The organism is Acidimicrobiales bacterium (assembly GCA_016716005.1).
Taxonomy (GTDB): Bacteria; Actinomycetota; Acidimicrobiia; order Acidimicrobiales; family JADJXE01; genus JADJXE01.
Map to the genome: position 1 here is coordinate 1684574 of JADJXE010000001.1, position 22351 is coordinate 1706924.

The 22351-nt window shown below is 72.6% G+C and carries 14 protein-coding genes and 10 pseudogenes; 10 read left to right on the forward strand and 14 right to left on the reverse strand.

Going from position 1 to position 22351, the window contains the following annotated elements:
• Positions 1-107: 107 nt before the first annotated feature.
• Positions 108-377, forward strand: coding sequence for a hypothetical protein (locus IPM45_08150; protein ID MBK9179540.1), 270 nt, complete (start codon positions 108-110; stop codon positions 375-377).
• A 41-nt stretch (positions 378-418) separates the two neighbouring features.
• On the opposite strand, the pseudogene IPM45_08155 reads toward IPM45_08150, so the two are convergent.
• Together IPM45_08155 and IPM45_08160 are read right to left on the reverse strand one after the other, a co-directional pair.
• Positions 419-1780, reverse strand: a pseudogene (locus IPM45_08155) (magnesium chelatase).
• Between the two features lie 9 nt (positions 1781-1789).
• Positions 1790-2479 (reverse strand): hypothetical protein, encoded by a 690-nt coding sequence (locus IPM45_08160; protein MBK9179541.1) that lies wholly within the window; start codon positions 2477-2479, stop codon positions 1790-1792.
• Between the two features lie 590 nt (positions 2480-3069).
• Between IPM45_08160 and IPM45_08165 the strand changes: the two genes are divergently transcribed.
• The 7 genes and pseudogenes from IPM45_08165 to IPM45_08195 all read left to right on the forward strand — a co-directional run bounded on the left by IPM45_08165 (position 3070) and on the right by IPM45_08195 (position 9105).
• The gene (locus IPM45_08165; GenBank protein MBK9179542.1) at positions 3070-3732 is read left to right on the forward strand and encodes a hypothetical protein; all 663 of its coding nucleotides are present in this window, start codon (positions 3070-3072) and stop codon (positions 3730-3732) included.
• Positions 3729-3995 carry a hypothetical protein gene (locus tag IPM45_08170; GenBank protein ID MBK9179543.1) on the forward strand — a complete coding sequence of 89 codons (267 nt, stop codon included), beginning with the start codon at positions 3729-3731 and terminating at the stop codon, positions 3993-3995. Before IPM45_08165 ends, IPM45_08170 begins: the two co-directional genes overlap by 4 nt.
• Positions 3992-5737, forward strand: a pseudogene (locus IPM45_08175) (succinate dehydrogenase flavoprotein subunit). The gene IPM45_08170 and the pseudogene IPM45_08175 overlap by 4 nt, the downstream one beginning before the upstream one ends.
• A pseudogene (locus IPM45_08180) lies at positions 5737-6488 on the forward strand (succinate dehydrogenase iron-sulfur subunit). The pseudogenes IPM45_08175 and IPM45_08180 overlap by 1 nt, the downstream one beginning before the upstream one ends.
• A 227-nt stretch (positions 6489-6715) precedes the next feature.
• Positions 6716-7631: pseudogene (locus IPM45_08185) on the forward strand (sodium/proton-translocating pyrophosphatase).
• A gap of 141 nt (positions 7632-7772) precedes the next feature.
• Positions 7773-8078, forward strand: coding sequence for a sodium/proton-translocating pyrophosphatase (locus IPM45_08190; protein ID MBK9179544.1), 306 nt, complete (start codon positions 7773-7775; stop codon positions 8076-8078).
• A gap of 124 nt (positions 8079-8202) precedes the next feature.
• Entirely contained in the window at positions 8203-9105 is a 903-nt protein-coding gene (locus tag IPM45_08195) for a sodium/proton-translocating pyrophosphatase (GenBank protein MBK9179545.1), read from the forward strand.
• A 134-nt stretch (positions 9106-9239) separates the two neighbouring features.
• Here IPM45_08195 and IPM45_08200 read toward each other — a convergent pair.
• The 3 genes and pseudogenes from IPM45_08200 to IPM45_08210 form a co-directional block, all read right to left on the reverse strand.
• Positions 9240-10293, reverse strand: a pseudogene (locus tag IPM45_08200) (VTT domain-containing protein).
• 1385 nt (positions 10294-11678) lie between these two features.
• Positions 11679-12066: pseudogene (locus IPM45_08205) on the reverse strand (hypothetical protein).
• Positions 12067-12192: 126 nt separating this feature from the next.
• On the reverse strand, positions 12193-12489 hold the full coding sequence (locus tag IPM45_08210; protein MBK9179546.1) for an isoamylase early set domain-containing protein: 297 nt from the start codon (positions 12487-12489) through the stop codon (positions 12193-12195).
• A 1018-nt stretch (positions 12490-13507) separates the two neighbouring features.
• Between IPM45_08210 and IPM45_08215 the strand changes: the two genes are divergently transcribed.
• Complete coding sequence (locus IPM45_08215; protein ID MBK9179547.1) at positions 13508-13888, forward strand: hypothetical protein; 381 nt, start codon at positions 13508-13510, stop codon at positions 13886-13888.
• A gap of 40 nt (positions 13889-13928) precedes the next feature.
• Here IPM45_08215 and IPM45_08220 read toward each other — a convergent pair whose 3' ends face one another.
• The 5 genes and pseudogenes from IPM45_08220 to IPM45_08240 form a co-directional block, all read right to left on the reverse strand.
• Positions 13929-14177: a hypothetical protein gene (locus IPM45_08220; protein MBK9179548.1), complete on the reverse strand. Its 249-nt coding sequence runs from the start codon at positions 14175-14177 to the stop codon at positions 13929-13931.
• A gap of 11 nt (positions 14178-14188) precedes the next feature.
• Positions 14189-14311, reverse strand: a pseudogene (locus IPM45_08225) (2-dehydropantoate 2-reductase).
• 69 nt (positions 14312-14380) lie between these two features.
• Positions 14381-14833: pseudogene (locus IPM45_08230) on the reverse strand (hypothetical protein).
• A gap of 26 nt (positions 14834-14859) precedes the next feature.
• Positions 14860-15613: pseudogene (locus IPM45_08235) on the reverse strand (malate dehydrogenase).
• Between the two features lie 93 nt (positions 15614-15706).
• Positions 15707-15931, reverse strand: coding sequence for a hypothetical protein (locus tag IPM45_08240; protein MBK9179549.1), 225 nt, complete (start codon positions 15929-15931; stop codon positions 15707-15709).
• Here IPM45_08240 and IPM45_08245 point away from each other — a divergent pair.
• Positions 15924-16115 carry a hypothetical protein gene (locus IPM45_08245; GenBank protein MBK9179550.1) on the forward strand — a complete coding sequence of 64 codons (192 nt, stop codon included), beginning with the start codon at positions 15924-15926 and terminating at the stop codon, positions 16113-16115. The two genes, IPM45_08240 and IPM45_08245, sit on opposite strands and share 8 nt — an antisense overlap.
• A 714-nt stretch (positions 16116-16829) precedes the next feature.
• On the opposite strand, the pseudogene IPM45_08250 reads toward IPM45_08245, so the two are convergent.
• The 4 genes and pseudogenes from IPM45_08250 to purH all read right to left on the reverse strand — a co-directional run bounded on the left by IPM45_08250 (position 16830) and on the right by purH (position 22347).
• Positions 16830-18473, reverse strand: a pseudogene (locus IPM45_08250) (aldehyde dehydrogenase family protein).
• Positions 18474-18581: 108 nt separating this feature from the next.
• The gene (locus IPM45_08255; GenBank protein ID MBK9179551.1) at positions 18582-19430 is read right to left on the reverse strand and encodes a methylenetetrahydrofolate reductase; all 849 of its coding nucleotides are present in this window, start codon (positions 19428-19430) and stop codon (positions 18582-18584) included.
• 5 nt (positions 19431-19435) lie between these two features.
• Complete coding sequence (locus IPM45_08260; protein ID MBK9179552.1) at positions 19436-20305, reverse strand: bifunctional 5,10-methylenetetrahydrofolate dehydrogenase/5,10-methenyltetrahydrofolate cyclohydrolase; 870 nt, start codon at positions 20303-20305, stop codon at positions 19436-19438.
• Positions 20305-22347, reverse strand: coding sequence for a bifunctional phosphoribosylaminoimidazolecarboxamide formyltransferase/IMP cyclohydrolase (gene purH, locus IPM45_08265; GenBank protein MBK9179553.1), 2043 nt, complete (start codon positions 22345-22347; stop codon positions 20305-20307). The genes IPM45_08260 and purH overlap by 1 nt, the downstream gene beginning before the upstream one ends.
• Positions 22348-22351: the final 4 nt, after the last annotated feature.

The window sequence follows — 22351 nt, forward strand, 5'->3', positions numbered from 1 at the left end:
CGTCACCACGTCGCCGGCCGCCGCCGACGGCCTGGTGCAACGGGCCTCGACCCCCGCCTGCGGACTGCATCGGCCGCCGCACCGCCGACAGCGACGAGGGCACGCCCGTGCGGGTGCTCGGCACCGAGCCGCTCGACCAGCCCCCGCTGGGCGACGCCCTCCACGCCTTCCGGGTGCGTGCGATCCACGACGAGGGCGAGGGCGAGCGGGAGATCGTGATGGACGCGGCCGTGGTGCGGCTCGACCGGGCGGTGCTCGCCTTCGTTTTCGCCAGCCCCGTCGTGCCGGTGGTGGCCGCCGACCGCGACGCGGTGACGCGGGCGCTGGTGGGCCGGCTGGCGGTGCTCCCGAACGTGGGTGCGGCCAGCCCCGGCTGACCGGACGCTAGGAGCGGCCGCGATACGTCGCCTCGGGAGCCGACCGCGTCCTTGTTGAGCCGCTTCGACAGGTGGAGCCCCTCGAGCACGAACTCGACGGCGCTGGCCTCGGCGGCTGGGCCCTCGCACGCAGCCAGGGACCGGACCGCCTCCGGGAGCCCGGGGATCTGGCCCACCAGGGCGGCCTCGTCGGCCGACGAGACGTCTTCGCCCACGTGCGCGACGAGCCCCTCGTCGAACGCGCTGATCACCCCGCGCAGCCGGTCGGCGGCCTGGCGCTCCTGAACACCGTGAGCACCGCCGCCTTCACCAGGCCCTCGACGATCGCCTCGTCGCGGCCCTCCTCGAGGGTCTCGATCTCGACCTTGCCGGCGGTGCTGGCCGCCAGCGCGGACAGATCGCTCACCCGGGGACCACCTCGCGCTCGCCGTGGCGCAGCGCCCGGCGGGTGGCGTTGGCGACCAGCGTCTCGTAGTTGGCGACCGTGAGGCGCACCGACACCCCGAGCGCTGGTTGATGTGCGGGCTCTGGCGGGCCAGGTGGCTCAGCTGGGTGACGATCTCGGCCATGTAGTCGGGCATCGTCACGGTGATGCCGTCACCGTCGAGCGGACGGGCCTCCTGGACGGCGATCGCCATCTCGGTCGCCACCTCGAGCGGGTAGTGCGTCCGGATCTGACTGCCGAAGCGGTCCTTCAGCGGGGTGATGATGCGGCTGCGATTGGTGTAGTCCTCGGGGTTGGCCGATGCGAAGAGGAGCACGTCGAGCGGCAGGCGCACCTTGAAGCCGCGGATCTGCACGTCGCGCTCCTCGAGCACGTTGAGCAGGCCCACCTGGATGCGCTCGGCGAGATCGGGGAGCTCGTTGATGGCGAACACCCTGCGGTTCGTGCGCGGACGAGGCCGTAGTGGAGCGTGAGCTCGTCCGACAGGTAGCGCCCTCGGCCACCTTGATCGGGTCGACCTCGCCGATCAGGTCGGCGATCGACGTGTCGGGCGTCGCCAGCTTCTCGCCGTAGCGGGCGTCGCGATGGACCCACTCGATCGGGGTGTCCTCGCCCCGCTCGTGGATGAGGTCGCGGGCGTGCTTCGACACCGGGTGGTAGGGATCGTCGTTGATCTCCGACCCGGCCACGGTCGGCATCCACTCGTCGAGCAGGCCCAGCAGCGAGCGGATCATGCGGGTCTTGGCCTGCCCCCGCTCGCCCAGGAAGATGATGTCGTGCCCGGCGAGGAGGGCGTTCTCGAGCTGCGGGAGCACCGTGTCGTCGTAGCCCATCACCCCGGGAACAGCCGCTCCCCGCCGGCGATCCGGGCGATGGCGTTGCGGCGGATCTCCTCCTTGACCGGCACGGACACCCAGCCCGATTCGCGGAGCTGGCCGAGGGTGGCAGGGCGAGACATGCGGCCAACCTACCTGGGCCACCAGCGTTCGGTGGGGGAAGACCGGCTAGCGTCGCCCGCCCGATGGACCTCTCGGGCACGTGGCTCGCCGCCGAGGCCGACGACGCCCTCCGCCGGGCCGCGCTCGAGCCCGGGTTCGACGACACCGGGTGGGAGCAACTGCCGGTGCCGGGCCACTGGCGCTCCACGCCGGCGTTCGCCGAGAGCGACGGCCCGCTGCTGTACCGGCGGCGGTTCCGGGCCGACCCGCCGGCCGACGACGAGCGCGACTGGCTGGTGCTCGACGGGCTGTTCTACCAGGGCGACGTGTGGCTGGACGGCGAGTACGTGGGCGACACCGAGGGCTACTGCGCCCACGAGCTCGACGTGACCGACGCCGCCCGTGCCCGTGACGAGCACGTGCTCGCGGTCGAGGTGGCGTGCCCCCGGCCCACCGACCTCACCGCGAAGCGCTCGCTGACCGGCGTGTTCCAGCACTGGGACTGCCTCGACCCCGACTGGAACCCGGGCGGCCTGTGGCGGCCGGTCCGAGTCGAGCGCACCGGCCCGGTGCGGATCACCCGCCTCCGACTTCTCTGCCGTGAGGCCGACGAGGAGCGAGCCCTGCTCGCCCTCGACGTCGACCTCGACGCGGCGGCGCCGGACGCCGTCGAGCTCCGCACCACCGTGTCGCGCCACGGATCCCTCGCGGCCGAGCACCACGAGGAGCGCACGCTCGCCGCAGGGACCAACAAGGTGCGCTGGACCGTCCGCGGACGAGCCGGAGCTCTGGTGGCCGCACACCCTCGGCGACCAGCCGCGCCACGACGTCGGCGTCGAGGTCGTGACCGGCGGCGCCGTGAGCCACCGCCTGGAACGGCGCACCAAGCTCCGCCGGCTGTCGCTGCGGAACTGGATCCTGTCGGTGAACGGCGAGCGGCTGTTCGTGAAGGGCTCGAACCAGGGCCCGACCCGCATGGCGCTGGGCGAGGCCGCCCCGGAGGAGCTCGCCGGCGACGTGGCCCTGGCCACGGCGGCCGGCCTCGACCTGCTGCGCGCTCCACGGCCACGTCAGCCGGCCGGAGCTGTACGAGGCCGCCGACGACGCCGGGCTCCTGCTCTGGCAGGACCTCCCTGCAGTGGGGCTACGCGCAGCGTGCGCAAGCAGGCGATCCGCCAGGCGGCGCGGGCCGTCGACGTGCTCGGTCACCACCCGTCGATCGCCGTCTGGTGCGGCCCACAACGAGCCCATCGCCCTCGAGGCGGAGCCCGGCACCGTCCACTCGGCCCGGCTGGCCACCCGGTTCGCGATGGGTCAGGAGCTGCCGACCTGGAACAGGACGGTGCTCGACCGCTCCATCAAGCGAGCCCTCGAGAAGGCCGACACGTCCCGACCGGTCATCGCCCACAGCGGCGTGCTGCCCCACCTCCCCCAGCTCGACGGCACCGACACGCACGTGTACTTCGGCTGGTACCACGGGGAGACGTCGGGGTTCCCCCGCCTCCTCGCCACCATCCCCCGGCTGGCCCGGTTCGTGAGCGAGTTCGGCGCGCAGGCCGTGCCCGAGCACGCCGCCTTCTGCGACCCCGACCGCTGGCCCGACCTCGACTGGGAGCGGCTCGGCCGCCACCACGCCCTGCAGAAGGATCGCTTCGACCGCTACGTGCCGCCGGCCGAGCACGCGACCTTCGAGGCGTGGCGCCACGCCACCCAGCGCTACCAGGCCGAGGTGATCAAGCTCCACGTCGAGACCCTGCGCCGCCTCAAGTACCGCCCGACGGGCGGGTTCGCCCAGTTCTGCTTCGCCGACGGCCACCCCGGCGTGACCTGGTCGGTGCTCGACCACGAGCGGGCCCCGAAGCTCGGCTACCACGCCCTGGCGGCCGCGTGCCGCCCGGTGATCGTCGTGGCCGACTGGCTGCCGCCGGTGGTGCGGCCCGGCGACCCCTCGCCCTCGACGTGCACGTGGTGAGCGACCTGCGGGAGCCGCTCGACGGGTGCGTCGTGGTGGCCCGGCTGGCCTGGCCGGGGGGCGCCCACACGTGGCGGTTGGGTGGCGACGTCCCCGCCGACGCCTGCGTCCGGGCCGGCACGCTCCAGGCGCTGGTGCCCCACACCGAGGGCCCGCTCGAGCTCCTCCTCGAGCTGCGCGGGCCGGGCGGGCTCGCCGCGACCAACGGCTACCGGGCCATGATTTCGTCCAGCCCACGGCCCGATGGGAGGATTCGACCGTGAACGTCATCCAGCACAGCTACGACGCGGTGATCGTCGGTGCCGGTGGCGCCGGCCTCCGCGGCCATCGAGGTCGCCGGCAAGTGCCGCACGGCCGTCATCACCAAGCTGTACCCGACGCGGTCCCACACCGGCGCGGCCCAGGGCGGCATGTGCGCGGCCCTCGCCAACGTCGAGGAGGACTCGTGGGAGTGGCACACCTTCGACACCGTCAAGGGTGGCGACTACCTCGTCGACCAGTCGGCCGCCGAGATCATGTGCCGCGAGGCCATCGACGCCGTGATCGAGCTGGAGCACTTCGGGCGGCCGTTCAACCGCACGCCCGAGGGCATGATCGACCAGCGCCGCTTCGGTGGCCACACCCGCAACCACGGCGAGGCGCCGGTCCGCGGGCCTGCTACTCGGCCGACCGCACCGGCCACATGATCCTGCAGACGCTGTATCAGCAGTGCGTGGCCCGCAACGTCAACTTCTTCAACGAGTACCAGGTGCTCGACATCACCTTCGAGGGCGAGGGGCGCCGACCGGCGGGTGTCGGGCGTGGTCGCCTACGACGTGGCCACCGGCGACCTGCACGTGTTCCACACCAAGGCCGCCCTGTTCGCCTCCGGGCGGCTTCGGGAAGATGTTCAAGGTGAGCTCCAACGCCCACTCGCTCACCGGCGACGGCCCGGCCTGCTCTACCGGCGGGGCATCCCCATGGAAGACATGGAGTTCTTCCAGTTCCACCCCACCGGCATCTACAAGATGGGATCCTGCTGTCGGAGGCGGCCCGGGGCGAGGCGGCATCCTCCGCAACGCCGACGGCGAGCGGTTCATGGAGCGCTACGCCCCACCGTGAAGGACCTGGCCCCGCGACATGGTGAGCCGGGCCGAGCTGCTCGAGATCCGCGAGGGCCGGGGCGCCGGGCCGCACAAGGACTACATCCTCCTCGACCTCACCCACCTGCCGCCCGAGCAGATCGACGCCAAGCTCCCCGACATCACCGAGTTCGTGCGCACCTACCTGGGCATCGAGCCCAAGAAGGAGCCGATCCCGATCCAGCCGACCGCCCACTACGCCATGGGCGGGATCCCCACCAACGTCGACGGCGAGGTGGTGTGCGACACCGAGGGCACCGTGATCCCGGGCCTGTACGCCGCCGGCGAGTGCGCCTGCGTGTCGGTGCACGGCGCCAACCGGCTCGGCACCAACTCGCTGCTCGACATCGTGGTGTTCGGCCGGCGGGGCGGCAAGGCCATGGCCGAGTTCGTGAAGACCGCCGACATGCCGAGAGCCGCCGGTGGGCGCCGAGGCCGACACCCGCGAGCGGATCGAGCGGATGAAGGAGTCCAGCGGCACCGAGTCGGTCGCGACGATCCGCACCGAGCTGCAGGAGGAGATGATGGACAAGGCCTCCGTGTTCCGCACCGAGGAGAGCCTGTCCGCCGTGCTCGGGACCCTCGACGAGCTGAAGGCCCGCTACCGGCAGGTGTCGATCCAGGACAAGGGCGAGGTGTTCAACTACGACCTCACCGAGGCCTTGGAGCTCGGCTACCTGATCGAGCTGGCCGAGTGCCTGGTGGTGTCCGGCCGGGCCCGGACCGAGAGCCGCGGCGCCCACTGGCGGGAGGACCACCCGCTCCGCGACGATGCCAACTGGATGAAGCACACGTTCGCCTGGCTGGAGGACGACGGTTCGATCCGTCTCGACTACAGGCCGGTCGAGGGAGGCAAGCACATCCCGATGGAGCGCAAGTACTGATGGCCGTCACCGAGGCGACGCCGATCGACCAGCCCGAGGCGGCCGCGAAGGTCACGGTCCACCTCACCATCAAGCGCTACGACCCGGCGACCGACCGCAAGCCGTGGTGGCAGGAGTACGAGGTCGAGGTCTTCGAGACCGACCGGCTCCTCGACGCGCTGCACGAGATCAAGTGGCACCAGGACGGCACCCTCACGTTCCGGCGCTCCTGCGCGCACGGCGTGTGCGGGTCCGACGCCATGGTGATCAACGGCATCAACGGCCTGGCCTGCGGCCAGCTGATCGAGCGGACCGGCACCGACATCACCCTGGAGCCCATCCGGGGGCTGCCGGTGATCCGCGACCTCGTGGTCGACATGGAGCCGTTCTTCGCCCAGTACCGCTCGGTGGTGCCGTACCTGGTCAACCACGACGACCCGGGCTACAAGGAGCGGTACCAGTCGAGCGAGGACCGCGAGCGGTTCGACGACACGACCAAGTGCATCCCTGTGCGCCTGCTGCTCCACCAGCTGCCCCGTGTACTGGGGCTCGTCGTCGTACGTGGGGCCTGCGGCGATCGTGAACGCCCATCGCTTCATCTTCGACAGCCGCGACCAGGCCGCCGAGCAGCGCATGGACATCCTCAACGCCAAGTCGGGCGTGTTCCGCTGCCGCACGGCCTTCAACTGCACCGGAGGCCTGCCCCCGGGACATCAAGGTCACCCAGGCGATCGAAGAGGTGAAGCGGGCCATCCTGTTCGATCGGGTCTGAGCCGCGGGGCCGTTTCGCACGACCCCGCCGAGGCTTCCCAGAATCCGGCCGACCTACGTGCCCGCCGTCACGCTCAGCGTGGCGCGTCCCACAGGACCGGAGTGGTGACCCAGGTACTGGCCGCCGAAGGCGGCTACCAGCAGTTCACACTGGCCGGCGGCGAGTGGTTCATCCTGATCGGATCGGCCATCACCGCTCTCGTCGCCCTCGGCGTCGGATTCCTCCTCATGCGGATCGTCCTGGCGAAGGACCAGGGCACTCGAAGATGATCGAGATCGCCAAGGCGATCCAGGAGGGCGCCTCGGCGTACCTCAAACGGCAGCAGTTCCGCACGATCGGCTTCATCCTCATCCCGGTGGCGGTCATCGTGTTCATCACCTCCGTGGCCGTGGTGAAGCCGAACGGCGACGAGGTACTGAGCTTCGCCCAGTCCGGGCTGTTCCGGACGCTGGCCTTCTCGCCGGCTGCCTCATGTCGGGCCTCACCGGGTTCGTCGGCATGACCCTCGCGACCCGGGGCAACGTGCGCACGGCCGCGCCGCGAGGACGGGGGCATGCCACCGGCCCTGCAGGTGGCGTTCCAGACCGGTGGCATCGCCGGCATGTTCTGCGTGGGCCTCGGCCTGTTCGGCGCCACCGTGATCATGCTGATCTTCCAGAACTCCGCCTCGGCGATCCTCATCGGGTTCGGCTTCGGCGGTTCGCTCTCGCCCTGTTCCTCCGCGTCGGCGGCGGCATCTTCACCAAGGCGGCCGACGTGGGCGCCGACCTGGTGGGCAAGGTGGAGGCCGGCATCCCCGAGGACGACCCTCGCAACCCGGCCACCATCGCCGACAACGTGGGCGACAACGTGGGCGACTGCGCCGGCATGGCGTCCGACCTGTTCGAGAGCTACGAGGTCACGCTCGTCGCCTCGATCATCCTGGGCGTGCCCGCCTTCCGGTCGATCTTCCCCGACAACCCGAGCTGGGGGCCATCGGCGCCTGGTCTTCCCGCTGGCCGCCCTGGCCATCGGCCTGCTTCGCCTCCATCGTGGGCGTCTTCGCCGTGCGGGCCCGCGAGGGCGACCGCTCGGCCACGACGCCACATCAACCGCGGCATCGCCATCGCCGGGTTCCTCACCGTGCCGGCACCCTCGCCCTGACCCTCGGCTACGTGGGGAACCCCGTCGGCAGCGTCGACGACGGTCGGCTGGCGCGATGTTCGGCGCGGTGGTGGTGGGCCTGGTGCTCGCCAGGTCGCGGCCCGAGATCACCGACTACTTCACCTCGACCCCACCTCACCGGTGAAGGAGATCGCCGAGTCGGCCCGCACCGGCCCGGCCACCACCGTGCTGTCGGGCACGTCGATCGGCCTGGAGAGCACGGTGTGGGCCATCATCGCCATCGCCGTCGCCATCGGCGCGGCGATCGGCCTCGGGGGCGGCAACATCCAGCTCTCGTCTACCTGGTGGCCCTCGCCGGCATGGGCATGCTCAGCACCACCGGCGTGGTCGTGTCCGAGGACACCTTCGGGCCCGTGGCCGACAACGCGGCCGGCATCGCCGAGATGTCGGGCAACTTCGAGGGCGAGCCCGAGCGCATCATGGTGAGCCTCGACGCGGTGGGCAACACCACCAAGGCCGTCACCAAGGGCTTCGCCATCGGCTCGGCCGTGATCGCGGCCCGTCGCCCTGTTCGCCAGCTTCATCGAGATCATCGGCCCGAGACGTCGGCATCGAAGCCTCGACCGGCTCGCGGGCGGCGGCTCCGTCTTCGAGGCATCTTCATCAACGTGGCCGACCCCAAGGTGTTCATCGGCCTGCTCATCGGCGGCGCCGTGCCTTCCTCTTCTCCGGTCTCGGCCATCAAGGCGGTGGGGCGCACCGCCGGCGTGGTGGTGCAGGAGGTCCGTCGCCAGTTCGCCGACGGCAAGATCATGAGCGGCGAGAAGAAGCCCGACTACGGCCCCGCCATCGACATCTGCACCGCCGCCTCGCTGCGCGAGCTGGCCACCCCGGCCATCATCGCCGTGCTCGCCCCGGTCATCATCGGCTTCGGCCTCAACGAGTACGCCCTGGGGCGTTCCTCGCCAGCGGTGATCCTGGCGGGCCAGCTCATGGCCAACTACCTGTCGACAACGCCGGCGGCGCCTGGGACAACGCCAAGAAGTACATCGAGGACGGCCACGAGGGCGGCAAGGGCTCGGACGCCCACAAGGCCGCGGTCATCGGCGACACCGTGGGCGACCCGTTCAAGGACACCGCCGGCCCGGCCCTCAACCCGCTCATCAAGGTCATGAACCTGGTGTCGCTGCTCCTGCTCCCCGTGGTGATCGAGCTGGGCGACAACGACGTGGCCCGATTCAGCATCGCCGGCGCCGCCCTGGTGGTGGTGCTCGGGGCGATCGCCTTCTCGAAGCGCAAGGCCCAGTCGATGGCCGAGAACGAGACCGAGGCGGCGCTGGCGGCCACCTCCGGCGCCGCTCCCGACTTCGACGACCCCAAGGCGACCCTCAAGGCGGCCATCGACCGCTGGATGTTCGACCTCGGCCACGACGAGGCCGACCAGGAGGTCAAGTCGAAGCTCCTCGAGGTCCGGGACTCCCTCGACGCCGGGACCACCTCCGACACCGGCTGAGCCCGCTCCCCCACCGGCCGTGCACGGGCCCGCCCTGCGAGGGGCGGGCCCCGGCGCGTCCGGCACCGGCGGGCCTGGCCGGCCGTCAGGACTGGGGTGTCAGCATCCTCCGCCGGCACCGCGACCGCGTCCTGGCGGCGCCGCGAGCGGAGCACCTCGAACGCCACCGGGAGCACCGAGACCAGGATGATCACGCCGATGACCGGGAGCAGGTACTTGTCGATGCTCGGGATCGTCTCGCCGAGCACGTAGCCGAGGGTGATGACGCCGACGGCCCACAGCAGCCCGCCCAGCACGTTGAACGCCACGAACGTGCGGTAGTGCATGTGGCTCACGCCCGCCACGATCGGTGCGAAGGTCCGCACGACGGGGACGAAGCGCGCCAGCACGATGGTCTTGGAGCCGTGGCGGTCGAAGAAGTGCTGCGCCCTCTCCACGTTCTCGTGCTTGAACAGGCGCGAGTCGGGCTTGCGGAACAGCGCGGGCCCCACCTTTGCGCCCGAACACGTAGCCCACCTGGTCGCCGACGACTGCGGCCACGAAGCAGCCGACCACGATCACCGGGAAGTTGAGCTTGCCCTGCGAGGCCAGCAGCCCGGCCGTGAACAGCAGCGAGTCGCCGGGCAGGAAGAAGCCGAACAGCAACCCCGACTCGGCGAAGATGATGGCGAAGAGGCCGATCGTGCCGAAGGTGGCGATCAGCTCCTCGGGGTCGAGCGACAGGGCCCCGAGCACAGGGACGAGCAGCCAGCACGGGGACCCACAGTACCGGCGGCCCCTCACCGGCCCCTCACCGGCCCGTCGGGGCGCGATCGGGCCGGTGGCGCTCGCACCAGGCCACGTCGCCGGTGGGCGGCCGCACCAGCGCCCGCTCGCAGTGGGCCCGGCGGCCGTCGCGCGACTCGACCAGCACGGGCGCCCGGACGAGCACGTCGCCGTCGGACCCCGCTCCCAGGCAGCGTCCCACCAGGGCAGCGGTCCCCAGCCGTGCTGCTCCGCGCCCCGACCGTCGATGTGGATCCGGTCGGCGCCCACGAGCACCTCGCCGTGCACCCGGCAGTCCACGTGGTAGCCCGCACACGCCGCCGCGGCCTCGCGGGCCGGGTCGGGACACACGGCTCCCGCCAGCGCGCCGTGACCGCTGGGCGCAGGGGCGGCTGCGGCCGGGGCGGGCCGGCGTCCTCCCATTCGAGATCGAAGCCGAGGGGACGATGTCGCCCGCCGGGAGCCCAGCGCGTCCTGCGGATCCTCGAGGCCGAGGCCCATGGCCTCGAGGCCGACCGTCCAGTGCTCGAAGGGCGCCTCGCAGATGTGGTCGGCCCAGAGCCCCTCGGCCCGGATCTCGAGGCTGCCCGGCCTGGGGAGCTGGATCTGCGTCTCCACCACCGTCACGAGGGGGCGGCCGTCACCGACCAGCGCGGCCCAGTACCAGGCCGTGCGCTCGGCCGGGCCGGAGGGCGACGCGGGCGTAGGCACCGACCAGCGCCGCCGTCACCCGCGGCGACCAGCTCGAAGCCCCACCACTCCTCCCAGCCCGGGTCGGACCCGGACGGTGGGCCCGCTCGGCGTCAGGGGATGGGCGCGTAGTAGTCCTCGTCGCCCTCGACGCCGCGTTGGCCCCCCTCGTACTGGGGAGAAGAGGTCGTAGAGCGCAGGTGGGGTGTCCGGCACCGTCCAGTCCAGGCGGTCGGCCACGCCGGCGACGTCGGCGAAGGGCCGCAGGAACGTGAAGTACACGTACGCGCCGCAGCGGATCTTCTCGTCGCGGCTCATGGTCGCGATGTTCCGGTAGTGCGCGGACTGGGCCGTCCGCACGGCGCCCACGATGCCGTCGAGCCGTCGAGCGGCACGGGCCGCAGCGAGCCGTCCGGGGTGTCGGTGGTGAACAGCGAGAACCCACGAGGTGGTCGAGGTAGTCCTCGGGCTCGTGGTAGCTGCTCCCGAAGTCGGTGACGCGGAAGCCCACGCCGTCGAGCACCAGCGCAGCGGTGAGGTTCTGGTAGGGGACGTCGCGGGCCACGTCGGACCACCAGAAGTCGGTCCGGCCGAGGCGGTAGTAAGTCGCGCACGAGCAGCACCCGGCCGTCGGGCAGCAGGTACGGACCGGTGTCGCCGGTGCCGACGCGGGTGTCGAAGTAGAGCAGGAACAGGTAGCTCACCAGCGTGGCGTTGAAGCGCACGACCGCGGCCCGGAGGTCGGGATCGTCGACGGGGGTGACGCCACCGACCAGCGTGTCGATCACCTCGGGTGCGTACGGGGTCGCGGTGCCCGTGTCCCACGCCTGGCGGGTGCCGTCGGCACGGAAGCCCCTTCGCCGCCCGCTCCCAGAAGTCGAGCACCCGCCAGGTGGGCTCCACCAGGTCGAGCGAGGTCGAAGGCCGTCATCGCCTTGCGACCGAGCAGGTAGAGGTTGGCGATCGACCACAGGTGCACGCTGTTGACCGGCTGCCGGGCCGGCGGCCGGCCCGGCCGATCTCCCTCGGCCGGCACGACGCGTCGATCACGGCCATCATCTCCGGGTACCGGTAGAAGGCCTCGATGCACGACACGATCACGTAGGCCGACACCGGGATCAGCTTTGGACTCCAAAGCGGTGCGCTCGTCGGTGAGCGCACGTGAGATGGGTGAGTGGTAGGCGATGATCCGGTTGGCCTCGGGCCTCATCGCGTCCGGTCCCGGCCGGCCCGCACCACCGGGCATCAGCCGGCCTCGACCCCGCGCACCACACCCTGCGCGCCCGAGCAGTCGACCTCGACCTCGGTCCCGTCGGCAGGCTCGCCCCGGCGAAGGTGCAGCCCATCACGCAGGGCACCCGGAACTCTCGGCTCACGATGCCGATGTGGCTCCGGGGCGTGCCGCTGGTGCACAGCACGGCGGTGAGCTCGTGGGTAGATCGGCGCCAGGAACGTCGCCCCGGCGTCGCGCACCAGCGCGACCACCCCCCCGGCCCCGGTGTCCATCAGGGCGAGCACCTCGTCGGGCCCCTCGACCGCCACGAAGCGCCCCCGCACGGGCTCGGCGTCGAACACCTTCGTACCCTGTCCGATCTCACGCACGGCGGCGCAGCCTAGGCGGGGCGCCGCCCCTCAGGACCCGGTCGACACGACCCCGTTGAAACCGCCGTACTCGTTGGGCTCGTAGGTGTCGGCACCCGGGTCGTTGAACCAGGTGCCGCCGGCGGTGCAGTACCGGAAGGCCCACTCCCGATCGGGGGCCAGCGCGACCGACACCGACACCCGCCCGTGCTCGTCGGGCGCGAGCGGGTGCGAGCCACGATCCCAGCCGTTGAAGTCCCCGACGACGAAGACCTGCTCGTGGACCTCGTCGGCCGGCAGGGCGAACGTCACCCGCACGACGTCGCCCTCCCGCTGCCGTTCGATCATGGATCGCCTCCCGGGCGCCGTGCCGTGCCGAGGATAGGTCAGGCCCCGCCTGCGGGTGAGGCACCCGGCCGGCCGTCGCGGCCGGGTGCACCCACCAGGCTCTCGGAACGGCGCCACGAACCGTAGCCTGGCCACGTGGCGCCGTTCCTCACCGATGCGTGGCTGGCCGACGTGGACGAGGCGCTGGCCGCGGCGCCGCGGCCCCGGGGCTCGGGCCCGGCGATCGCCTGGTCATCCAGCACACCGTCACCGGGGGCCCGACGGCGACCGCGTGTGGCACCTCGAGATCGGGGACCTGGGGCCAGGCTGCACGCCGGTCCGGCCCCGTCGGCCGACGTGTGGTTCTCCGAGGACCACGACACCGCCGTCGGCGTGGCCTCGGCCGGCTCGGGGCGACCATGGCCGTGCTCCGGCCGGCTCCGCGTCGGCGGCGACCTGAAGCGGATCCTGGCCGCCCGGAGATCCTCGCCGACATCGACGAGGCCCTCGCGGGGTGCGGCCCGCACCACCTTCCCCCGGCCCGACGAGCGCGGCGCGGCGCGCCCGGCGCCGCCTGAGCACCCGTGCCCGAGCTGCCGGAGCTGCAGGCCCACGCCGAGCGCCTCACCGACGCCGACGCCGGGGCGGTGCTGGCGGCCTTCACCCCGCTGTCGATCACGGCACTCAAGACGGCGGTCCCGCCTCCGTCGGCCGCCGTCGGGCGCCCTCGACCGGGTGTCCCGGCGGGGAAGCACCTGCTGCTCGCCTTCGACGACCTGACCTTCGTCGTGCACCTCATGCAGGGCGGGCGTCTCCGCCCCGACCCCGGCCGGTCCCGCCGACCGCGGGGCGGGCTGGCCCGCTGGACGTTCGCCGACGGCCGGGCCCTCCTCCTCACCGAGGCCGGCACCGAGCACCGGGCCGGGGTGTGGGTGCTCGCCGGCGATCCGTCGGGCCAACCGCCCCTCGACGGGTTTTCGGCCCCGAGGCCGACGCCGTCGGCCCCGACGAGCTGCTGGGGCTGCTCCGCGCCCACCCCATGCGCCTGCACGGCTGGCTGCGCGACCAGCGGATCCTCGCCGGGCTGGGGCGCCGCCTGGCCAACGAGGTGTGCTGGCGGGCACGCCTGTCGCCGTTCGCCCCGACGGCCAGGCTCGGCCCCGACGACGCCGAGCGGCTGGTCGCGGCCATCGCGTCGGCCGTGGCGGAGGGGCTCACCTACGAGCGCAGGCTCAGCGAGACGAGCGCATCGGCCGACCGGCCCGGTGGCGTCCACCACCGGGGGGGAGAGGCCTGCCCGCTGGGCCACGACACGATCCGCTCGGTGGAGTACCGCTCCTACACCGTGGCGTACTGCCCGACGTGCCAGACCGCAGGCCGGGTGCTGGCCGACAACACGACGTCGAGGTTCCTCAAGTAGGCGGAGCCGCCCCTGGCGCACCACCCCCGCGCCCGCGCCCTCACGGGCGACGGCGGCCAGGGTCGACGGCGCGGAGCAGGGCGTCGAGGGTGCGCACCGTGGGCACGGCCAGCCCGTGCTCGTCGGCCAGGCGCACCACCACCCCGGTGAGGGCATCGACCTCGAGGGGCCGACCCGCCCGGCGATCCTGGAGGGTCGACGGCGTGGCGTCACCGGGGAGGGACTTGATGCCGGCCAGCACCCGCTCGGCCAGACCGGGCTCGAGGCCGACCCCGACCGCGGCGCCCACGGCGGCCAGCCGTCGTGCAGCAGCGCCAGGGCCACGCCGTCGAGCCCGTCACCGTCGAGGATGGCGCCCACGGGCAGCCCGGTCACGGCGCACAGCGAGTTCACGGTGACGTTCCCCATGAGCTTCTGCCACATGGCCACCCGCACGTCGGGCACCACGTGGCAGGGAACGCCGTGCTCCCGCAGCACGCCGGCCACGCGGGCGTCGTCGAGCACGAGGAAGCCGTTGGAGCGGTGCACCACGGTGACCGGGTCGACGCGCTCGCAGCCCGAGTAGACGACGGCGGCCACCACCGCGGGGTGGCGCCGGCGGAGCACCCCGGGGTTCTCGACCCCGTTCTGCACGGACACGACGATCCCCCCGGGGTGGAGGGCCGCCGACACCGCTCCGGTGTCGTGCGACTTGGCGGCCACCAGGGTGAGGTCGTACGGCCCCTGCGGCGCGGCGACCACCCGGACCGGGCCGGACCAGGGCCGCTCGTACGAGCGGAGCTCGAGGGGCTCCCCGGCGGCGAGCCGCTCGTAGGTGGCCCCGCGAGCCCAGCCCTCGACGTCGGCGCCTCCTTCGGTGAGGCGGGCGAGGAGCCATCCTCCGATGGCCCCGACCCCGGCGACGAGGATGCGCACAGCCACATCCTGGCCGACGGAGCGACGCACGGCTGCGCTAGATCAGGCCGAGCCCTTCACCGCGTCGCCTCCTCGACCAGCTCGGCGACCGACTGCTCGATGCGCAGGCGCGAGAACTCGTTCCACTCGAGGCCCTGCACGATCGAGTAGGTGCCGCCGGAGGTGGTGCAGGGGAACGACGAGATGATCCCCTCGGGCACGCCGTACGAGCCGTCGGACGGCACCGCCATGCTCGCCCAGTCGCCCTCGGCGGTGCCGAGCGTCCAGGTGTGCACGTGACCGATGGCCGCGCTGGCGGCCGAGGCAGCGCTGGAGGCACCGCGCGCCTCGATGACCGCCGCACCGCGCTGCTGCACCGTGGGGATGAAGTCGCTCTCCAGCCAGGCCGGGTCGTCGACGACGTCGACCGCCGGCCGCCCGTCGACCTCGGCGTTGAAGAGGTCGGGGTACTGGGTGGCCGAGTGGTTGCCCCAGATCGTCAGGCGGCGGATGGCGCTCACCGGCCGCCCCGTCTTGCGGGCCAGCTGCGCGACGGCGCGGTTGTGGTCGAGGCGGGTCATGGCCGTGAAGCGCTCGTGGGGCACGTTGGGCGCGTTGGCATGGCGATGAGCGCGTTGGTGTTGGCCGGGTTGCCCACCACCAGCACCCGGATGTCGGGAGCGGCGCTGTCGGAGATGGCCTTGCCCTGACCGTGAAGATGGCCCCGTTGGCCTGGAGCAGGTCGGCGCGGCTCGCGATGCGAAAGACGATGGCGTAGCCGATCTGGCCGGCGGCACCGGTGATGGCGACTCGGACGGGCGTCGTGCTCATGGCGACGACACTACGCGCCGCGGGCCGTGGGCCACCAAGGCGCCCACCCACGATGCTGTGCCCGCCATCCGTTCCCCGAGACCTCTCGTCGGTTCACTGCCCTCGCTCAGCGGTCACGTCGAACACGAAGACGGTGCCGGTGATCACACCACCGCTGATGGTGCCCGTGAACGAGAGCGCCTCGTCCTCCTCGTCGGTGGGGTCGGTGCTGCAACCGCTGATCTCCAGGTTCTCGTACGACACCTCGTCGAACTCGACGTTGATCGTCGTCATGGACGCCGGGCCGGTCCCGGAGACCACGATCCGATCCGTGCTCACGCAGGGCCTCGTCCCCTTCGAACTGCACCCAGATCGCCTCGAAGGTGACATCGACCGTCATGTCGGCTGTCCCTTCCCGAACCTCGATCACGACGCTCGACTCCCTGATCGTGACGAGCTCCTCGGCCCCGGCCACCGGCCTGACGGTGCCGACGTAGGTGACCGCACCAACGACGTCGGGTGAGGTCGGGTCGGTGTCGCTCGTGTAGCCGTCGGCGCCGTCGTCGTCCTCGCGTTCAGCCTCGGCCTGTCGTTCCGCTTCGGCCTCCTGGACACCTTCCGCGGGATGCAACCCAGGTCGCCGCCGCGACGCCGGGATACGTGCCGCGGCAGCGATGGCCAGGTGCCGGCCCCGACCGAGCAAGAGCCGCACATGGCCTATGATCTGGGGACCGAGTAGCCCTGCCGTCCGAGGAGGATCGCCATCTCCGACACGTAGCGCGAAGTCGGCCTCGGCCTCCTCCGCGCTCAGGCGGGCCACCTCCGCCTGTCCGGGGAGGAAGCCGAGAGCCACGAGCCCTGAGGGGCGGGGCCGGGGCGGGGGGGGGGGGTCGGCGGCATCGCCGACGACAGACGAGCACGCCGCCGGCGATCCGCCCGCCAGGACCCAGGCCCCGACGCACGGGCCTCGCCGAAGAGCCCACCGCCGCGGGCCGTGGGGGGGGGGGGGTTGTTTGTGGGGGGCCACGACCACCTGGTCGGCGGTGTAGCCCCGTCGAAGGCCCATGACGACGAAGAAGGCGCCTTCGTCACCCCAACGCCCGACCCGCCGGCCGGGGGAGGCGGTCGTCGCCCCCGTCACTTCGTCGGCGCACGCCAGCGCGAGGCAGGCCACGGCGAAGGCCGCCACACTGGTCGAGCCGTGCGACACCCACGCCCGGCGTGGATCCTCATGTGCTCAGCTGGACCGGGTCCCTCGGGCCGGCCAGGGGCGAACGTCCCGGGTCGCTCGACCACCCGTGATCTGCCAACCACATGCCCACGGCGGTGGGCGCCGCGGTCCACGAGCTCCCTGCGGGCCATCGAGCGGGGCGAACGCGAGAGCAGCCCGGCCGACGTGGCCGGGCTGCTCGGTCGATTCCCCGGCGGGCGCTCGGCCGCCGTGCTCGGAGCGGCGGCGCGCCCAGAGCTGGATGGACTTGATCTCCACGAACTCCTCGAGGCCGAACTTGCCGAGCCGTGCCTCCGCCCCGACTGCTTGTAGCCACCGAACGGGGCCATCGGGTTGAACTTCTGGCCGTTGATGTCGACCTGGCCGGTGCGCAGCCGGCGGGCGACGCGCATCGCCCGGTCGGTGTCGTTGGAGAAGACGGCACCGTGCAGGCCGTAGATCGAGTCGTTCGCGATGCGAACGGCGTCGTCCTCGTCCTCGTAGCCGATGATCGACAGCACCGGTCCGGAAGATCTCTCCTCCGGCGATCGTCATGTCGTTGGTCACGTTGGCGAAGACCGTCGGCTTCACGAAGAAGCCGGCGTCGAGGTGATCGGGCTCCTCGGGACCGCCGGCCACCAGCGTGGCACCCTCGTCGATGCCCTTGCGGATGTACTCGCGCACGCGGTCGCGCTGGGCATGGGACACGAGCGGCCCGAGGGTGGTCTCGCTCTGGAGGGCGTGGCCAACGGTGTAGCCCTCCGCCACCTGCCTGGCCACGGCTGCGGCCTCGTCGATCCTGTCCTTGGGCACGAGCATGCGGGTCCACGCGATGCAGGTCTGGCCCGAGTTCAGGTAGCAGGAGCCGATCGCCTTGGGCACGGCATCGGCCAGGTCGACGTCGTCGAGCATGATCGCCGCCGACTTGCCGCCCATCTCGAGGTGCACCCGCTTCACGGTGTGGGCGGCGACCTCCGAGATCCGCTTGCCCGCCCGGGTCGACCCGGTGAACGACACCATGTCGACGTCGGGGTGGGCGGCGATGGCCTCGCCCACCACGGGGCCGTAGCCCGACACCAGGTTGAACACGCCTGCCGGGAGCCCCACGTCGTGGACGATCTCGGCCAGCATGAAGGCGCTCAGGGGGGCGACCTCGCTCGGCTTGAGCACGATCGTGCACCCCGCGACCAGCGCCGGGGCCACCTTGCACACGACCTGGTGGAGCGGGTAGTTCCAGGGCGTGATGGCGCCGACCACGCCGACCGGCTCCCGCAGCACCAGCGAGTCGCCGACCCGCTCCTCGAACGGGAAGTCCTTGCCGATCTCCACGTAGCTGCTCATCACCGCGGCCGGCAGGCCGGCCTGGATCATCATTGCCAGGTTGATCGGCATGCCGACCTCGCGGGCGACCACCTGGCCGATCTCGGCCATCCGGGTCTGGAGGCCCTCGGCCAGGCGCTGCACGTACTTCATCCGCTCCTCGGCGGGGGTGAGCTCCCACGCCTCGAAGGCGGCCCGGGCCGCCGCGACGGCGCGGTCGACGTCGTCGGCCGTGCCCTCGGGCACCGTGCCCATGGGCTCCTCGGTCGAGGCGTCGTGCACCTCGATGGCCCCGGCACCGCTGGACGCCACCCAGGCGCCATCGATGTACACCTTGTCGTGGACGTGCATCGGGTCTCCTCCCCACGCGACGCTGCTTCCGTGCGAGCCTACCGACGACGCCGCCCGAACGGCCACGGGGCTCGGCGACGCGCCCGGACGGGCGCCACCGGGCTCGCCCTACGCCAGCGCCAGACCCAGGTTCGACGCGATCTCGCGGGTCGCGGTGGAGCGGTTGAGCGTGTAGAAGTGCAGCCCCGGCACCCCGTGGGCCAGGAGCTCCGCGCACAGCTCGGTGGCTGCCTCGACACCGATCCGGCGGACCTCGTCGGGGCCGTCGGCGGCCCGCAGCCGCTCGGCCAGGGCCGGCGGGAAGGCCGCGCCCGACATCCGGGCCATGCGCTCGACCTGGCCGACGTTGGTGACCGGCATGATCCCGGGGATCACCGGCTTGTCCACGCCCAGAGCGGCCAGCTCGTCGACCATCCGCCGGTAGTGCAGGGCGTCGAAGAAGAACTGGGTGATGGCGAAGTCGGCCACGCGCAGCTTCTCGGCGAGGTGCCGGCGGTCGGAGGCCAGGTCGGGCGAGCGGGGATGGCCTTCGGGGTGGGCCGCGACGCCGACGGAGAAGGCCCCGACGGTGTGGGCCAGCTCCACCAGCTCGAGCGCGTAGTGCAGCTCGGTGGGCGGCGCGTCCGGGTCGGTGGGGGGATCGCCCGCCAGCGCGAGGATGTTCTCCACGCCGGCCTCGCGGTAGCCGGCGAGGATCTCGACGAGGTCGGAGCGGGCGTGGGCCGCGCACGTGAGGTGCGCCATCGGCGTCATCGCCGTGTCGCGGAGGATCCGCACCACGATCTCGTGGGTGCGGGCACGGGTGGAGCCGCCCGCGCCGTACGTGACGGACACGAACGAGGGCCCGAGCGGTTCGAGCTCCTCGAGGGCGCGGCTGAGGGCCTCCTCGGCCTCGGGCGTCTTGGGCGGGAAGAACTCGAACGAGACGGTGGGGCCGGCCTGCAGCAGGTCGCTGATGCGGGTCACGGGCGCGTCGCCCCCGACCGGCGCCGAGCCGCCTCGACCGTGTTGCTGAGCAGCATGGCCACGGTCATGGGCCCCACCCCGCCGAGGCGGGGGGTGATCCAGCCGGCCACGTCGGCCACGTCATCCCGCACGTCGGAGAGGATCTTCTTGCCGTCCCTCGTGATCCCCGCCCCCACCACCGCGGCGCCCGGCTTGACCATGTCGGGGGTGACGAGCCCGGGGGTGCCGGCCGCGGCCACGAGGACGTCGGCCTGCCTGGTGTAGGCGCCCAGGTCGCCGACCCCGGTGTGCACCACGGTGACCGCGGCGTTGGCGTGCGGCCGCTTGAGGGCGAGCAGCAGCGCCAGGGGGCGCCCGATCGTGAGCCCACGACCGATGATCACCACGTGGCGGCCCTCGATGGGCACCCCGTTGGCCACGAGCAGCTCCTGGATGCCGTGCGGCGTGCACGGCAGCGGTCCGGGCGTGCCCATGACCAGCTTCCCCAGGTTCACCGGGTGGAGGCCGTCGGCGTCCTTGGCCGGGTCGACGGCCAGCAGCGCGGCCTCCTCGTCGAGGTGACCGGGCAGCGGCAGCTGCACCAGGTAGGCGTCGACGGCGGGGTCGGCGTTGAACCGCCCGATGACATCGAGGAGCTGCTCCTGGGCGGTGTCGGCCGGGAGGTGCGCGTGGATCGACGCGATGCCGACCTCGTCGCAGGCGCGGATCTTGGCACCGACGTAGGTGGCGCTGGCACCGTCGTCGCCGACGAGGATGGTGCCCAGCCCGGGCCGGACGCCGGCGACGGCCAGCTCGGCCGTGGCGGTGGCGAGGTCGGCGCGGATCGCGGCTGCGAGGGCCGCGCCGTCGAGCAGCTGCGCGGCCATCAGTGCCGGAAGTGCCGCTCGCCGGTGAACACCATGGCCACCCCGTGCTCGTCCGCCGCCGCGATCACCTCGTCGTCGCGCACCGACCCGCCGGGCTGGATCACCGCGGTGACCCCGGCCGCGACGGACGCGTCGAGGCCGTCGCGGAACGGGAAGAAGGCGTCGCTGGCGCACACGCCGCCCGCGGCCCGGCCGTCGGCCTTGCGAGCCGCGATCTGCACGGCGTCGACCCGGCTCTGCTGGCCGGCGCCGATGCCCACGGCCTGCCCGCCGCGCGCCGCCAGCACGATGGCGTTGCTCTTCACGGCCGCGCAGACGGTCCAGGCGAACTCGAGGTCTGCCCACTGGTCCTCGGTGGGCGGGACCGCGGTGACGACCCGCCAGGCCGCCCGATCGACCGGCACGCGGTCGGCCTGCTGGGCGAGCAGACCGCCGTCGATCGACCGGAGGTCGAGGGCGACCGGGGACGGCGGTGCTGCCTCGAGGACCCGGAGGTTCCTCCTCGCGAGGAGGACGTCGAGCGCACCCGGCTCGTAGCCCGGGGCGACCACCACCTCGGTGAACACCGGCGCGAGGGCCTCGGCCAGGCTCACCGGCACCGGCCGGTTGACGGCCACGATGCCGCCGAAGGCCGAGGTGGGGTCGCACTCGTTGGCGAGGGTGTAGGCGGTGGTGGGGTGGTCGGCGACCGCCGCCCCGCAGGGGTTGGCGTGCTTGATGATCGCCACCGCCGGGCGGTCCCCGAGGTCGTGGACGAGCCGCCAGGCCGCCTCGGTGTCGTACAGGTTGAGGTAGCTGAGCTCCTTGCCGCCGTGCTGGACGGCGTCGTCCCACCACGAGTGGCGGCCCACGAACCGGTAGCGGGCCCCCTGCTGGTGGGGGTTCTCGCCGTAGCGGAGGGACTGGGCGCGCTCGAGCGCCAGGTTGAGCGTGGGGGGCAGCAGCTCGTCGCGGTCGAGCCAGGCGACGATGGCGGCGTCGTACGCGGCGGTGTGGGCGAAGGCGGTCCGCGCCAGCCGGCGCCTGGTCTCGTCGGAGAGCCTGCCGGCACCCCGCAGCTCGTCGAGGACCGCGCCGTAGTCGGCCGGGTCGACCACCACCCCCACGTGGGCGTGGTTCTTGGCCGCGGCCCGGACCATCGCCGGCCCGCCGATGTCGATCAGCTCCACCGAGGGGTTCGCTCGGAACGGGTAGAGGTTCACCACCACCAGGTCGAACGGCTGGATCCCGTGGCGCTCCAGGTCGGCCAGGTGCTCGGGCTGCGAGAGGTCGGCGAGGATGCCGCCGTGGATGCTCGGGTGGAGGGTCACCACCCGGTGGCCGAGCATCTCGGGCATGCCGGTCACGTCGGCGACCTCGGTGCAGGGCAGCCCGGCCTCGGCCAGGGCCCGCGAGGTGCCACCGCTCGACACCAGCTCGCAGCCCAGGTCGACGAGACCCCGACCCAGCTCGACGACGCCCGTCTTGTCGTACACGGACAGCAGCGCTCTCACGGCGACGCCTCCAGCAGGTCGGCGATCGTGCGGGGGGAGGTCGCGTCCACCGCCTTGATCCGCTCGTGCAGGCTCGACGGTGTCGCCGGGCAGCACGGGCACGGCCTCCTGGGCGAGGATCGGCCCCTCGTCGACCGCCGGGGTGGCGACGTGCACCGTGCAGCCGGTGACCTTCACCCCGGCGGCCAGGGCGTCGGGCACCGCGTGGGCCCCGCGGAAGGCGGGCAGGAGGGACGGGTGCGTGTTGACCACACGACCGTCGAAGGCGTCGAACATCTCTCGGCCCAGGATGGTCATGAACCCGGCCATGGCAACCAGCTCCACCGCGTGCTCCCGCAGGGCGGCGACCACGCGGGACGTGTAGGCGTCGCGGTCGAAGCCCGCGCCGAAGGTGTCGCGCTCGACCAGCACCGCCGGCAGGCCCGCCGCCGACGCCACGTCGAGCGCCCGGCACGGACGGTCGACGAGCACGACCACGACCGGCAAGCCCCTCCCGAGGATCGCCTCGAGGATGGTGCCGCTCCCGGATGCGAGCACGCCCAACCGCACCCCT